Source organism: Okeania sp. SIO3B5 (assembly GCF_010692555.1).
In the GTDB taxonomy this organism is placed as follows: Bacteria; Cyanobacteriota; Cyanobacteriia; order Cyanobacteriales; family Microcoleaceae; genus Okeania.
The window spans coordinates 32692-46738 of sequence record NZ_JAAHHG010000033.1 but is presented as its reverse complement, the minus strand read 5'-3'; the positions used below and the strand labels follow the sequence as shown (position 1 = coordinate 46738).

Annotated in this window: 10 protein-coding genes and 2 pseudogenes; 4 read left to right on the top strand and 8 right to left on the bottom strand. The window is 37.9% G+C overall.

Going from position 1 to position 14047, the window contains the following annotated elements; all coding sequences use genetic code 11:
• Nucleotides 1–1083: 1083 nt before the first annotated feature.
• From F6K54_RS07505 to F6K54_RS07495, 3 genes are all read right to left on the bottom strand, one after another.
• Nucleotides 1084–1392: a hypothetical protein gene (locus F6K54_RS07505; protein WP_293076100.1), complete on the bottom strand. Its 309-nt coding sequence runs from the start codon at nucleotides 1390–1392 to the stop codon at nucleotides 1084–1086.
• A gap of 678 nt (nucleotides 1393–2070) precedes the next feature.
• Nucleotides 2071–3471, bottom strand: a complete 1401-nt coding sequence (locus F6K54_RS07500) for a serine hydrolase (protein ID WP_293076098.1) — start codon at nucleotides 3469–3471, stop codon at nucleotides 2071–2073.
• A 743-nt stretch (nucleotides 3472–4214) separates the two neighbouring features.
• Nucleotides 4215–4904: an RNA methyltransferase gene (locus F6K54_RS07495; protein WP_375341957.1), complete on the bottom strand. Its 690-nt coding sequence runs from the start codon at nucleotides 4902–4904 to the stop codon at nucleotides 4215–4217.
• On the opposite strand from F6K54_RS07495, the gene F6K54_RS07490 reads away from it, so the two are divergent.
• Nucleotides 4882–5052, top strand: coding sequence for a hypothetical protein (locus F6K54_RS07490; protein WP_293076104.1), 171 nt, complete (start codon nucleotides 4882–4884; stop codon nucleotides 5050–5052). The two genes, F6K54_RS07495 and F6K54_RS07490, sit on opposite strands and share 23 nt — an antisense overlap.
• Nucleotides 5053–5493: 441 nt before the next feature.
• On the opposite strand, the gene F6K54_RS07485 is transcribed toward F6K54_RS07490, so the two are convergent.
• The 5 genes from F6K54_RS07485 to F6K54_RS07465 all read right to left on the bottom strand — a co-directional run bounded on the left by F6K54_RS07485 (nucleotide 5494) and on the right by F6K54_RS07465 (nucleotide 11113).
• Nucleotides 5494–6270, bottom strand: coding sequence for an amino acid ABC transporter ATP-binding protein (locus F6K54_RS07485; RefSeq protein WP_293076096.1), 777 nt, complete (start codon nucleotides 6268–6270; stop codon nucleotides 5494–5496).
• A 95-nt stretch (nucleotides 6271–6365) separates the two neighbouring features.
• A complete protein-coding gene (locus tag F6K54_RS07480) occupies nucleotides 6366–7631 on the bottom strand; it encodes a transposase (protein ID WP_293076094.1) in 1266 nt (421 codons plus the stop codon).
• A gap of 85 nt (nucleotides 7632–7716) precedes the next feature.
• The gene (locus tag F6K54_RS07475) at nucleotides 7717–8928 is read right to left on the bottom strand and encodes an amino acid ABC transporter permease (protein WP_293076092.1); all 1212 of its coding nucleotides are present in this window, start codon (nucleotides 8926–8928) and stop codon (nucleotides 7717–7719) included.
• A gap of 518 nt (nucleotides 8929–9446) precedes the next feature.
• Nucleotides 9447–9623: a hypothetical protein gene (locus F6K54_RS07470; RefSeq protein WP_293076091.1), complete on the bottom strand. Its 177-nt coding sequence runs from the start codon at nucleotides 9621–9623 to the stop codon at nucleotides 9447–9449.
• A gap of 323 nt (nucleotides 9624–9946) precedes the next feature.
• Nucleotides 9947–11113, bottom strand: coding sequence for an amino acid ABC transporter permease (locus F6K54_RS07465; protein WP_293076089.1), 1167 nt, complete (start codon nucleotides 11111–11113; stop codon nucleotides 9947–9949).
• 768 nt (nucleotides 11114–11881) lie between these two features.
• Here F6K54_RS07465 and F6K54_RS07460 point away from each other — a divergent pair.
• The 3 genes and pseudogenes from F6K54_RS07460 to F6K54_RS07450 all read left to right on the top strand — a co-directional run.
• Nucleotides 11882–12284: pseudogene (locus F6K54_RS07460) on the top strand (IS5 family transposase); the annotation flags it as partial.
• Nucleotides 12285–13220: 936 nt separating this feature from the next.
• A pseudogene (locus tag F6K54_RS07455) lies at nucleotides 13221–13583 on the top strand (transposase); the annotation flags it as partial.
• 53 nt (nucleotides 13584–13636) lie between these two features.
• On the top strand, nucleotides 13637–14035 hold the full coding sequence (locus tag F6K54_RS07450) for an IS200/IS605 family accessory protein TnpB-related protein (RefSeq protein WP_293076087.1): 399 nt from the start codon (nucleotides 13637–13639) through the stop codon (nucleotides 14033–14035).
• The last annotated feature ends 12 nt before the right edge of the window (nucleotides 14036–14047 follow it).

The window sequence follows — 14047 nt, the reverse complement described above, 5'->3', positions numbered from 1 at the left end:
TAGACTTGGGCCTGGGATAATTTTTCCTTTGTATGTCTTCTACAACCCCTGATTCCTCTTGACTCTTGAGTTTTCACTACTCCCTACTCCCTACTCCCTACTCCCTGTCGAGCGCAAAAAGACTTTTTCAGCAAACCCTAATTATTTAATTATTAATTATTCGGTAATATCAAATCCTCTTGAATACTTATTATTATAATGGGGAGAGATAGAGAGATGGGGAGGTTAAATATTAAAGTGTGGATAGAATTATCAACATATATTGTATAACTGGATTCTATATTAATTTAGCAGTTCTAAATTAATTACCGAAAAGCGACGTTGAAAGCCCCCGTGTTTTAACCGGGGGATGAAAACAAGCGAGTCGTTTAGACTAGACAACTTTAGTTGTCCTGTGCTATTATCTGGATATACAAAAGTCAGCAGAAAGCTAGGTTTATACTTAAGCCGACTGTGTAAGGGCACTTTGACTTGTCCCCAAATAATATATCTTTGGTCAGAATCATGAGAAACGAAGTAACAAGGATTTATCCTGTTGTGTAGTATCAACTTAGAATCCCCTCGGCAAAAGCTGCGGGGAGTAGTCAAAGAGATTTAGACAGATACGTGATGTGCCACTTTCTACGAAATAATCAAGGTTTCTGGATCTTTAGCAGAAAGTCTAGTTCTCAAAACTCCCTAAATCTCGTCGGTTGAAAAAAGTTGCACACGGCGTACAGATAGATATAAGCAGGACTTACGCATAACCGCCATATATAGTAGGGGCGAATGTCATTCGCTCCTTATGGATAGCGTATTGTCTAATAATTTGCGTAAGTCCTGATAAGAACTAATATCATGTTCCCCCTCCAGGGGAGCTACGCTAACGGATAATCAGTTATAAAAACCTTATCTCTTTGAACCAATATTCCCTTTTGCCTTCTGCCTTCTGCCCTCTGCTTTCTTTATCTCCAAAATATTAAGTATTTAACCGAACATGATATAACCTATCAAAACAGCGATCGCTCTATCTTTATGTTCTGGAAAATAAGCGATCGCCAAAGTTTTAAAAAGAAAATGGTAATATTGAATATCAATACCAACTCAAGCCAAACGCATCTTTCTTGCTAACTTGAGGTTATGTATCCAAGGCTGATGAGATAATTCTGTAACTGCTTCTGCTGAAAGCCTGGCTGTAAAAGTACACCGCTGATGATTTAGCCCTCTAACCCCTAGTTCTTTTAAAAAACTCGCCTCTTTTTTATTTGGAACTTCCGTTGTGCGAACAAACACTTCAACTGGCTGTTTATGCGATCCAGGCATTTTATTCAGGACATTTACTAAGCCTGGATCTAACTTCCGATATTCCATCATGTTTTCCATTTTTCCATCACACTCCTTGAGTTTTTTCAATTATTAATTAGTTTTAACTACTTATCTTCTGCCCTATTAATCTTTATTAGGACCTATTTTTGGCAATTTACTTAAACTTTGGCTTGATTATTATATCCGTAGTTTAGCATTTTAATTTTGCTTGGTCAATAATTTTAGCTACTCTTAAAAATAGTTAATCAATGTCAAGCTAGCTTTGACTAAGAGATATAGTACTATTCCAATTCTGACGACAAGTTACTTGAGTCGAAAAGGAACATACACAAAGAGAGAGAATGTTGACCTTTCCCCGGCTTAAAAGCACGGGGATTCCCAACTGTTGCTACAATATGGGCATTAGCAACATATCGTAGCTTTTTTAGTTTTGGTTTCCCAGATATAAAACCTGGTAGCAAGGGTCAAAACTTGCCTACAGACCTTGACTAGGTTTAGACCTAATTGTGCCTCTACTTTACGGAGTATATTCGCTGCACCATTTAAGGGGGCTTTTAACGTCCCGCTAGTTCTTTTGTAAAATATCCTAACCTGTATTCACAGTGTTCTACTTAGTTTTTATACTAAATTTCCTAAATAATTCCATAATATTAATTTAAGCAGGACTTACGCAAAGGCACTATTTATAGAGTGTAAATTCTATTGGACAATAGTTTTAAGCGCTATATATAGCGTATCTGCGTAAATCCTATTAATAACAAACAACTACTGCTCTGAAGATTCAAGATATTGATAAGTTTTTTTAGATACATCACGAATCAAGTTTATGGCTGTTTGTTCCTCATCTGGACGCTTCACAAGTACAGCTAATAAATAGCGTTTGCCATTGAGTAAGTCAATCATACCCACATCTGCTAATACAGACTTTAGGTTGCCTGTTTTGTGAGCAATAATACTACCCCTATCTATACCCCGAGGTAACAATGAATCATTTTTAGTCCTCTCCATAATTCTAAACAAGCGATCGCGAGACTTTAGAGATACCAACCCCCCTTGATTTACCTGTGAAATTAAATCGATCAAATCCTTGGGACTTGTTGTATTAGTGCCAGAGAGGTCTGGTAAGGAGTCATTAATAATAGTATTCTTCAAACCCCAACTCTGAAATAACTGATTCAAAACTTCAGATCCGCCAAGTGCTTCAATCAACATATTGGTTGCAGTATTATCGCTAATCACGATCATTTTTGTCGCTGTTTGCAAAGCCGTATATTTAGTACCTGGTCTGCGGAACTGCATATCTCCCGAACCCTCAGCTACATGAGATTCCTCCATTGTCAACATATCATCTAGCTTGATGCGGCCTTGATCCACAGCTTGAAAAAAAGCTACTAAGATTGGCACTTTAATCGTACTAGCTGCTGCAATAGCAACATTTCCATTAATATCTAGATAAGCACCAGTATCAACATCAATCAGAAATATTCCTGGCGTGAGTTTTGGATATTCTGCGATGACTGTATCTAGCTCTGTTTTCAAAGCTGTAATTTCTCTAGTTTGTTGTACTGCTAAAGGTACAATGGATGGTGATTTCCATTCTTGATTTGATTCTACATCTGCTGCTTGAGAAAGGAGACTAGAACTACTTCCAGGCTTCAACATTGATAACAATGTTCCACTAATTACCGCTATTCCCATACCCAAAATTAACATCCGAGTTGCGTACAACACTACAGAAGAAGACAAAGAGCGTTTACGACTTGTGAGTGGGGACTTTTGTTGCAGTGGTGGCTGAGAAATAAAAGATTGAGCTTTTTCTGGCCGTTTTTGGGGTCGAGTAGATGGTTTGGGTTGTTGTTCTGCAATGGACCTTAATCTAGCCAGTTCGTCTCTTCGGCTACGTTTAGCTCTGTGAGATTGAAATTTAGGAATTTCTGTTTTTAGTGCTCTAGATGCAACAAATTTCTTTTTTGGGGGGACTGGCCTTAAATGAGGTTCCTCAGAGGGTGGCAGAGGAAATTTAGCTACATTGCGCCTTCTTTTTAGGGGTAGCTGGGGTTGCACGGGATGATTCTGTCTACTACTAGATTGCTTCGATTGAGAGTCTGGCCTAGTAGGGGATGATACTACTGAAAGAATTGATGGACTAGGAAATCTCTGAACCACTCCAAACACCTTAATTTATAACTATAATTTTGTTTATCGAACAGAAGTAAATCAAAATCAACAAAAATTGACTATTTCTGCATAAAAATTTATTGGACTTTCAGTTTTGTAAGAGGTATATTTATTTATTCCATTTCACAAAAATAAAAAGTCATATCAGGAACAAACAATCGAGCAAAAAATTTCAATACTAAGAGAAAATACAGATAATTATTTGATTTCTCATAGGTTGTGACATGATTAATATTATTAATAATATTGACTTAGATGGGTTAGTACTAAAAAACTAACTTCATCAAGTATTAACTTTGCTCGATCGCCTATGATTTAGGTAAGTTATCTATATCTATTACTTTAGCGCAAGTAGTAACTATTTTTACCTATTCTAGACAAAAAAACACTTTACAGATAAATCCAGAAGATTTTTACAAGCTTCTGTAACTTGGACTCAGATATTTCCATTCAGCCATTTATATATGAACAGAATACCCAGGAAAAATAGATTAATTAGGGTTTGCTGATTAATTATCAAAGCATTGCCAAATAAAGGCTAAAGCATTTTTTGGGTCGAAAAAAGTTAAAGCTTTTAGGTTGCTCAAGTTCAAAAAGGAGTGCATTTTCAGGAAACAAGGGCGAAAAAATTAAGGGGCAATTCTTTCTCCTATCTCCTCTATAGTTCCCCGTTCCTCCTGTCTCCTGTCTCCTGTCTCCTACCTTCACCCATAAGACTTTTTCAGCAAACCCTAATTATCATTTTCACAATGACTAGAAAGTGCCCAATTCGTTTGCCTAATCATTCCGCGTAACATTGCTACTTCTTCAGTAGAGGGATAGGCACGGTTGAATAGACGACGAATTTTTTCCATCCTACTAGATGCTGTATGGGGATAAAGATAACCTATTTTCAGTAGCAGGGTTTCTAGATCCTGATAATATGCTTCTATTAAATCTATTGGAGCTTCTAAGTTAGGAGCGGGGATGGGTGGACTATCCTGATTTTGTTGGTCGTTCAGTGCTATGGTTTGCAACTGATATAGCTCATAACAACAGATAGCTACTGCTTGAGCTAGATTTAGTGAAGGATAGGTATCATCTGATGGAATACGGACAAATCTTTGGGCATAGTTTAATTCTACATTAGTTAAGCCTCGGTCTTCTCTTCCAAATATTAAGGCTGCTGGATATCCTAATAGCCAAGGTAGGGTATGTCGGGGGTTTTCTAGCTGGGTGGGTAATGAACGGTCTAGGGATGTTGTGGCGATCGCTCTTTGACATCCTTTTAGTGCTTCAGGTAATGTTTGAACTATGGTGGCTGTTTCTAAGATTTCTGGGGCATGAACTGCCATTTTTCTGGCTTCTAGTCCATGGGGGTCGCATTGAGGATTAACTAAAACTAGGTGATGGAAGCCCATGTTTTTCATAATCCGGGCTATAGAACCAACATTTAGTGGTCCGGCTGGCTCTACTAATACTATTCTTATTTGTGTTGATTGTTGTTTAGGCATTAAGGGAAGAAGGAAGAGGGAAGAAGGAAGAGGGAAAAATATTGCTTTGTCTGAGTTTGACAGCGCAATTGATTGATATTTGGTTTTTGCTCTGTTTTTTTAGTTGAATAAAAAGTCATGTGTAGGGGCGAACGCACCCCAATATATAATTCTTCTCTTAGATTATCACGATTTTTTCTGAAATACAACCCTCATCTTTTTTTGCGCTTCAGAAAATGAACAGGGAACAAGGAAAAAGGAAAATCTAGCGTTATCTAAGTTTGACAGCGCAATTGATTATATTTGGTTGTGGCTCTGTTTTTTTTAGTTGAATAAAAAGTCATGCGTAGGGGCGAACACACCCCAATATATAATTCTATTCTCAGATTATCACCATTTTTTCCGAGATACAACCCTTATATTTTTTGAGCTTCATAAAATGAAATTGATGATTAAATCAAATCCATTCCATTTCTTCTGCGCTTCTGAAGGCGAGAGTGCTAAAAGGCATATTTTCTCAATTCCAGCTTTTTGAAACCTACAAAATCTGTGACAAAAATTGGCGCGTGCGCTCTTCCTTCGGGTTTTGAAAAAATTCTTCTGGGGTCGCCTCCTCTACCAATAACCCATCAGCCATTAACACGATCCGGTCTGCCACCTCCCTGGCAAACCCTACTTCGTGAGTCACAACCACCATTGTCATTCCCGAATCTGCTAAATTTCGCATTACATCCAAAACTTCTCGCACCATCTCTGGATCTAATGCAGAAGTCGGTTCATCAAACAACATAATTTTTGGCTGCATAGCTAAAGCACGGGCGATCGCCACCCTTTGCTGCTGACCGCCAGAAAGTTGACCGGGAAATTTTTTTGCCTGTTCCAAAATACCCACTCTTTCCAAAAGTTGCATTGCCACTTCTTCCGCTTTAACTTTTGGCCATCGACGCACCCATATTGGGGCTAAGGTAACATTTTGCAAAACTGTGAGATGTGGAAATAAATTAAACTGCTGAAATACCATTCCTACATCTCGCCTAATTGCCTCAATATTTTTCAAGTCGTGGGATAAACTGATGTCATCAATAATAATGCTACCTTTTTGATATTCTTCTAAAGCATTAAAAGTACGGATAAAAGTAGATTTACCTGAGCCACTTGGCCCCATAATTACTACTACTTCTCCACGTTTTACTGTGAGACTTACTCCACGGAGGACGTGAAAATTATTGCTGTACCACTTTTGAACATCTCTAGCAACTATTGCTAAATCAGAATTTATTTGTGCTTCAGTTTGTTTGGTTTTTGTTTCTGTCATAGAAGGGAATAGGGAATAGGGAACAGGGAACAGTAGGAAAAATATTTCCCTGTCTAAAGAGCATTATCAGTGTGACATCCTCTCGACGCTGACCTCTAGGAGGTACAGCGCGAGCTTCCAACATCGCTGTTAGACATTGCTGCCCTGCGCCACTTGTCTAGACAAAAAGTCCCCGACAGCCCGACTTGACAGCCCATTTCTTGCCCCCAGAGTCCCTGGGTACTAAGTTGCTCATAACCTCGGTTACATATTTCCTGTGCTGAAGCTACGTCTCTATCAGCCTCATATTTGCATTCTGGACAGCTATGCCATCTATTAGAGAGTTCTTTTCTGACTAGACTACGGCAGTTTGGGCAAGTTTGAGAAGTACCTTTGTGGTCTACTTGAGCAACGTATACTCCCCGCTGTTTCCCAACATAAAATAAAATACTCCTAAACTGTCCAAAACCTGCATCAACAGTATGTTTGCCCAAGAAACCTTTAGCCATGGTTCTAAAATCTATGTCTTCAACGAAGATAGTCTCAGCCATGTTGCATAATTGATGGGCTAATTTGAACTGATAGTCTTTGCGTCTGAATGCAATATGATTATGCTGTTTCTCTACTTTAATCCTGGCTTTCTCGTAGTTAGCAGAACGTTTCTTTTTCTTAGACAATCTGCGTTGTAGCACTTTCAGCCGACTATGCTCTGTCTGGAAAAATTTTCGTCCAGGTTCTACGAAGCCATCACTGGTCGCCAGGTATTTATCCAGTCCTACATCTACCCCGACGAAATGCCTGTGGGGTAGGGGTTCTGGAATAGAAATATCAGATTGAATAGTAATTACAGCGAACCACCCCATTGCCTTCTTTAGTATCCTGACCTGCTTGACAATAAAACCTTCAGGTATTGGACGATGCAAGTTGATTTGGACTTTTCCTAATTTAGGGAGTTTGAGAAGCCATCCTGTAATCGGATTGACTTTAAATTGAGGAAACAACATGGACTTCATTTGTCCGTACTTTTTGAAGCGAGGAAATCCATAACCTCTGTTCTGGAAAAAGTCCCAAGCATCGTGCAATCTTCGGATAGTTGTCTGCAATACCTGAGAAGGAACTGCAGCTAGTCGCGGAAACTCTTTCTTAGCCTTGGGGAGATTGTTTTGCTGTTGCTGATATCCAGGGAATGGGTAATCAGCATTCATAATATACTCACTGTCCAAACTACACTTATCTATTGGACATTTTCTGGAAGCAATCCAATCCTTAAGTTCTCTAAGAGCATAGTTATAGGCACTACGACAAGTTTTGAGCCATTCATTCAATAACTCGACTTGTTTTTGGTCGGGATAAATTCGATAAGTGTAGTTGAGTAGGATCATAGTTTGAACTATACCACAAAGCGCAATTGCTGTAAATGCTGATTTGAAGGGATCGATAGATAACTTTTGACTACTTTTGTTTTTGTTAATGATCGGTATTTAATGTTTTTTCTAACTGCCGACTACCAATTGACATGGCATAACAAATAATCCAAAAAAGTATGCCGTTAAATAAATAAACTTCTGCATAATCTCCTAAAAATTGTGGTTGAGCTAAGATTGAACGACTCATGCGTAACAATTCTGATAATCCGACAATTGATAATAAAGTTGTATCCTGAAATAGACTAATAAACTGACCTACAATTGACGGAATAGCAACTTTTAATGCTTGAGGTAACACAATTAATCCTAATACTAATGGAGTGTTGAAACCTAATGCTTTGGCTGCTTCTGTTTGACCTCTAGGTACAGACTGTAAACCACCTCTAATATTTTCTGCTAGGTAAGCTGAACTAAATAAAGTTAATCCTAATATTGCTCGTAAAATTCTATCTGGTCGCATTCCATCTGGTAGAAATAGGGGAATCATAATTTGCCCCATAAATAAGATTGAGATTAAAGGTAGTCCTCGGATAATTTCAATATAACCAATAGAAAATATTTTTATTACTGGTAATTTACTTTGTCTGCCTAAAGCTAATAAAATTCCTAGAGGAAAAGATAGAAAAATGCTAACTATAGCCATTAGTATAGTTAACATTAAACCTCCCCAGTCATTTGTAGGTACAGATTTTAAACCTAATCCTCCTCCGATTAACCAGATAGTTAAGATAAAGGCTATAAACCAAATAAAAGATATAGATTTACCTATATTTGGATTTTTTTTGCTTAATTTTTTTCCTACCCAAGCAGTACTAATAACTAAAATAACTGTTCCTATTAGTAATAGTTTGAATGGGGTTGTTACTGGAATCAATAACAATATGGCAGGTATAACAGCTAGAAAAATTAATACTGGTTGGGAAAATAATGTGGCTGAATTTCTGGCAATAATTCCCCAAGAAAAACCAGATAAACTAGAAATTATACCAACTATTAACCAGATGCGCCAATATTGGTCTTTAGGATATCTACCTACCATTAATAATGGCAAGTTAACTTTGATTACTTCCCATTCTGCTTGAGTTATTGCCCAGGAGATAAAACCTGTTATTCCCTTGGTAATAATGCTGAGTAAGATGATAGTTAATAAGGTGTTGTACCAGGTACTAAAAAAGTTTTGTTTTAGCCATTCTATAGGGTTATTTTCCTGAAATGGGGGTGCTGATAATTTATGAGTATTAATTGTTTTCATATAATTAGGGTATACCGAATAATGAATAATTAATAATTAATAATTAATAATTAGGGCTTGCTGATTAAATATAGAAGCATTGAATGATATTGGTTTTAGGGTTTTGAGGTATCAAAAAGTGCGAACTTTTGGACTACTGAGGTTCAAAAATTGAGCATTTTTGGCTCTATGATGATAGAAAAATCATTTTTACTCTTTTTGTGGCCAACTCCTCTTTCACTCCTATCTCTCTTAACTCCTAACTACTCCCTACTCCCTACCTCTACAAAAAGACTTTTTCAGCAAACCCTAATTAAGAGTTGATAGTTAATAATTATTAATTCAACAATTCACGCCTTGAAGCCTTCCCTTGGATAGGGGACAAAATAAAAAAAATCATTTTAGTCAATCCTATCCATTTTAATAAGAAGTAATTATTAATTATTAATTGTTAATTGTTAATTGCTGAACGATCGAATCTCAAAGCATTGACTGATATTGGCTAAAGCCTTTTTAGGGTTGAAAAAACTGCCTGGTTTTCAGTCCAAAATCTTCAAGGGGAATGGAGGAGTTAGGGAGATGGGAGGATTTTTCGGTAGTGGTGCATTGCCATTATTATTGTGAGGTAAGGAGAGTTCAATAATTGATAATTGATAATTGATAATTAGGGCTTGCTGATTAAATCTAAAAGTCTTTATAGATAAAGGTTTTAGCATTTTTAAGTATCAAAAAGTGCGAAGTTTTAAGTGGTAATAGTTCAAAATTTAGGATTTTGGTCAAGATTTGGGCAGAAAAATTAAGGGGCAATTCTTACTCCTACCTCCTCGCTCATTCCCCGTTTCTCCTGTCTCCTACTCCTACTAAAAGACTTTTTCAGCAGACCCTAATTACCTCTTCCTTTTAGAGAGAGGATTGAATAAAAGGAAAATTTTTTCTTGTTTCTCCTTTAAAGGAAAGGCTTTAAACCTTAATTATTCGGTAATAATTAATAATTAATTATTAATTATTAATTATTAATTATTAATTATTAATTGTTTTGTTATCTTTCTTTGAGTTGAACGCTTTTATTTAAGAAATTCATAGACAATGAAATTATCAAATTTATAGAAAGGTAAACTGCCATAATGAGGATAAATACTTCTACTGGACGACCTGTTTGATTATAAGTAGTATTAGCAACGGAATATAAATCTGGATAACCAATAGCTATTGCTAAACTAGAGTTTTTTGCTAAGTTCATATATTGGCTATTTAATGGTGGAATCATTACCCTTAATGCTTGGGGAAAAATCACCAATCTCATTACTAAACTTGATTTTAATCCTAAAGACCTTGCTGCTTCCCATTGTCCTTTTGGCACTGCTTGAATACCGGAACGAACAATTTCAGCAATAAATGCACCTGTATAAAATACTAATCCTACCAGTAAAGCTGACAGTTCTAATGTTAAATTTAATCCCCCTTCTGTTGCTCCTGTTTCTGTTGCTGTAGGTGCTTGCCAACCTAGAGCAAATATAACAATTAATAATTCGATAATTCCAATACTAATTACAGCGATAAGTTGAGGTTGACCAGAGGTAGCTTTTTCCGTCATTAACTTATTGCGCCACTGCCAAATAAATATAGTAGCGATCGCTCCCACAACTAATACTATTAACCATAACCAGACATTCTGAGTATTTTCCGGCCAAGGAATAGATATTCCTCGTTTACTCATAAATATTGGTCCTGGTAATTCTAATTTTTCTTCTGGTTTAGGGAGAGTGAAAAAAACTGCAAAATACCAGAAAAACAACTGTAATAGTAGAGGGGTATTTCTAACAACTTCTACATAAACTCGATTCAAATTTCGCAGCAACCAGTTTTCGGAAAAGCTAGTAATTCCTGCTAATATTCCGACTATTGTTGTGAAGAAAATTCCCAAAATCATTACTCGCAGGGAATTAATAAAACCTGCTAATAATACTTGAGTATAGGGGTCTTTTGCTTTGTAGGGAATAAGACTTTCACTAATACTAAATCCAGCTTCGTTTCCTAGAAAACTAAATCCAAATTTTGTACCTTGTTGTACTAAATTACGGTTAAGATTGCTAATCATTATAGCTACAACCGCAACAAAAATTACTATAGCAATAACTTGTAAGGCAATGCGCCAAAATCTTTCATCTCGCCATAGTGGAATTTTTTGATTTTCCTCGTCAATCATTTCAGTTATCAGTTATCAGTTATCAGTTATCAGTTATCAGTTATCAGTACCTCTAATACCAATTTGATAAATGTTTGTTACAAATGGTAGGGACGTTGCATGCAACGTCCCTGCGAAATAAGGAAGAAGGGATAAATATTTAAAAAAAATGGAAAAACGATATAAATAACTATCTAAAATGAACTAGACTCGCTATTTTTAAGCATATCTGATCGAGGTCTACCTTTTTGTAGCATTCTTTTTTCAAATTGGTATAATACCAATTCCTAAAAGTAACGCTATACTTGGGTAAGAGCTGATTTATAAAGTAAATCTTAAGACGCTGAATCACCTGCTATAACTAGCTTACAGGATTTTTGTCAATTAAATTCCTAATTGCTAAAAGCTAGGTAATATAAGACTTTGGGCGAAGTTTATAAATCAGCTCTAAGACTTCAGTTATTAATTAATCAAAACAGGTAGAGTTACTTTTTTGCTAATAATAGCCCAGTTAATGTTAATTGTTTAGGACTTACGCAGATACGCTATATATAGTACCCATAACTATTGTCCAATAGTTAAATGACACTATACATAGTGTCGTTGCTTAAGTCCTGTTGTTCTTACTTTTTACTTCTCCCTGTGCGGATGTTGAATGCAACGTCCCTACCCACTCCCCTAGTTCCCCTCCTGGGAGGGGGAGGGGCGAGGGGTGGGTCCCCTGCTCAATAGAGGTATAGTATGCTTAATGAAGAATAATTACAGGAATAACAAAAAAGGACTCTTTCAATGACCAGACGTTATGGCTTGCGGGACGATCAATGGGAACGGATTCAAAATTTACTACCAGGGCGCGAAGGGACCGCAGGAAGGACAGCATGCATACAATCGCCTCTTTGTGGAAGCTGTTTTATACAGATATAGAGCAGGAATTCCTTGGAGAGACTTACCAGGAAGATTTGGGGACTTCCGGGTTATCCATACCCGTTTTAGTCGTTGGAGCCACTCAGGGGTTTGGGAAACAGTATTTCATGCTTTAGCTGAGGATGCAGATAATGAATATGCCATGATCGATTCCACTATTGTTCGTGCTCATCAGCATAGTGCAGGAGCGAAAGAAAGTAGTGCACAACAGGAACATATTGGCCGTAGCAAAGGAGGATTGAGTACAAAAATACATGGAGTAGTAGAGTGCGACTCGTTCCTATTAGGAGCCTCTAGCAACTAGAGGGGTATGAATAGGGCAAATACGAGGCCACAGCGGAAGAGCCTGCAATAAGCGAGGCCACCAAAGAAGAGCCTGTTAGATAACTGAGTTACGGATGCTGGTGAGAATCCAGCCCGTTAGGGGACAACGGACTCCCGACCTGGCCACGCCGAGTCAGACCTTTTCACTGACAGAGCGAAGCTGGCATCAGGCCCCAACCAGAGCGTATAGTGATAGGCACACTGGGGGTAATGGGGAGACGGCATGGGTACATTACGGAATGTCCTGAAAAAGCGTCTTACCCCACGGCAAGGAGTCACTCCAAAAATCTCCTGACCGCACACGAGCATTCCCGCGTTAAATTCTACTGTTAGACGCATCCCTGGGGATCGTGTAGGCGAAATGGACAGCCCTAAACCGTCATCACAATCTGTAACTCGGAACGAGGAAAAACGATACGCAAGTCTGACCAAAGCAGGTTAGTTGGTCCGTAGGAGGAAAGCTCGGAAACCTTGCTATCGGGTAGGATGGGGGAACGAAATTACCCCCGGCAATCTAGAAACCACAAAGGAAGGGTGATGAAGCTTAGACACCTGAGAGTGAAGCACCCAACCTATGCGTACAGGGTAAAAACCTTTAGCCTGAAATTGCCCAGGCGAAAGTCGAGTGCAAGACGACACAGAGGTAAGTAACTCCAAGGCGGTAGGCTAAAGGCACTCCCTGACTGAGACGGTGGAAGATTAGGATCAGCTAAACCTTGACCTGGTTTAGTCCTAGTCAACGGATTTTGTCTCTAACTGAGATGTTACCACAGATTGCTAGGAGCCGTGATGCGGTGAAAGTCGCACGTCCGGTTCTGAAGTAGAGGTGCGGAGGATAATACCTCCCATCGACTATAACTGCTCTGGGTAATCCCACTAATTTTTTTTAACTCCAGGCCAAGCCAGTGACTTAGATGGAGCAGATGTTTTACTACCGATGGTAGAAGCTGAAGCAGTTTTGGCTGATAAAGCTTATGATGCTCACGATAGAGTGATTGAGCCTTTAACTCACAGAGGAATAGAAGTAGTAATTCCCCCGAAAAAAAACCGAAAAGAACTCCGTAACTACGATGAGATATTGTACAAAGCACGTCATCTGATCGAAAATTTTTTCGCCAAACTTAAACAGTATCGAGCGTTGGCGGAGCCTAGCGGCAGCTATATCGCTACTAGATACGATAAACGTTCGGTTAACTTCCTGGGAGGGATTTATTTGGTAGCCTCAGTCATTTTATTAGCATAGCGATCGCCATTGACGTAGACCATACAATACCAATTTTGTCAATTTTTTAATTGATGACACGCCCTAGCAGGTATATTATTAATCGTCTGATCGTAAATCAGATAGGAATTTTAGTAATAGGAAATAATCCTAACTGGAAACAAGGCATAAATCTTGGTCGAAAAAATAATCAAAATTTTGTTCAAATTCCTTTTTTTAAGTTAATTGAACAACTAAAATACAAAGGCAAATTAGTAGGCATAAAAGTAATAATTAATGAAGAAAGTTATACATCAAAAGCTAGTTTTTTAGACTGGGACGACTTACCAGTTTATCAAAAAGGTGTAAAACACAGATTTAGTGGTAAACGAGTCAAAAGAGGACTTTATAAAGCTTCAAATGGTGTCAAATACAATGCTGATGTCAATGGAAGTTTAAACACCGATGCGAAAAGTAGTCCCAAACGCTTTTAGCAATGGGATAGA